At 61.7% G+C, this 334-nt stretch carries 1 protein-coding gene; it reads right to left on the minus strand.

The window, feature by feature from the left end; all coding sequences use genetic code 11:
- Nucleotides 1–229: tyrosine-type recombinase/integrase (locus tag CV770_RS41400; RefSeq protein ID WP_245454035.1), on the minus strand; the 229-nt coding region annotated here is incomplete at its 3' end.
- Nucleotides 230–334 lie beyond the last annotated feature (105 nt).

A 334-nucleotide genomic window follows, 5' to 3' on the forward strand; every position in this document is an offset into this window, starting at 1 on the left:
GTTCACGACGGCCCTTACCCATGATGTGCACACTGGACATGGTCTGGCGGTCGATCTGATCGAGCCGGAGGCCGACCAGCTCCGACACGCGCATGCCTGCGGCGAAGGCCAGATGCAGCATGGCTCGATCACGGATGCCGGACACGGTGCTCGCGTCTGGCGCATCTAACAGAGCCTGCAGCTCGTCACGAGTGAGATAGCCGACGAGCGCCTGATCGGTCTTCTTCATCGGGATCGCACGGATCCGACGTGATTGGTCGAGGCAGGATGGCACCCTGTATTCCAGATAGCGGAAGAACGAGTTGATCGCAGCGAGCCGGGCATTGCGAGTTCG

The organism is Bradyrhizobium sp. AC87j1 (assembly GCF_002936975.1).
GTDB lineage: Bacteria > Pseudomonadota > Alphaproteobacteria > Rhizobiales > Xanthobacteraceae > Bradyrhizobium > Bradyrhizobium shewense.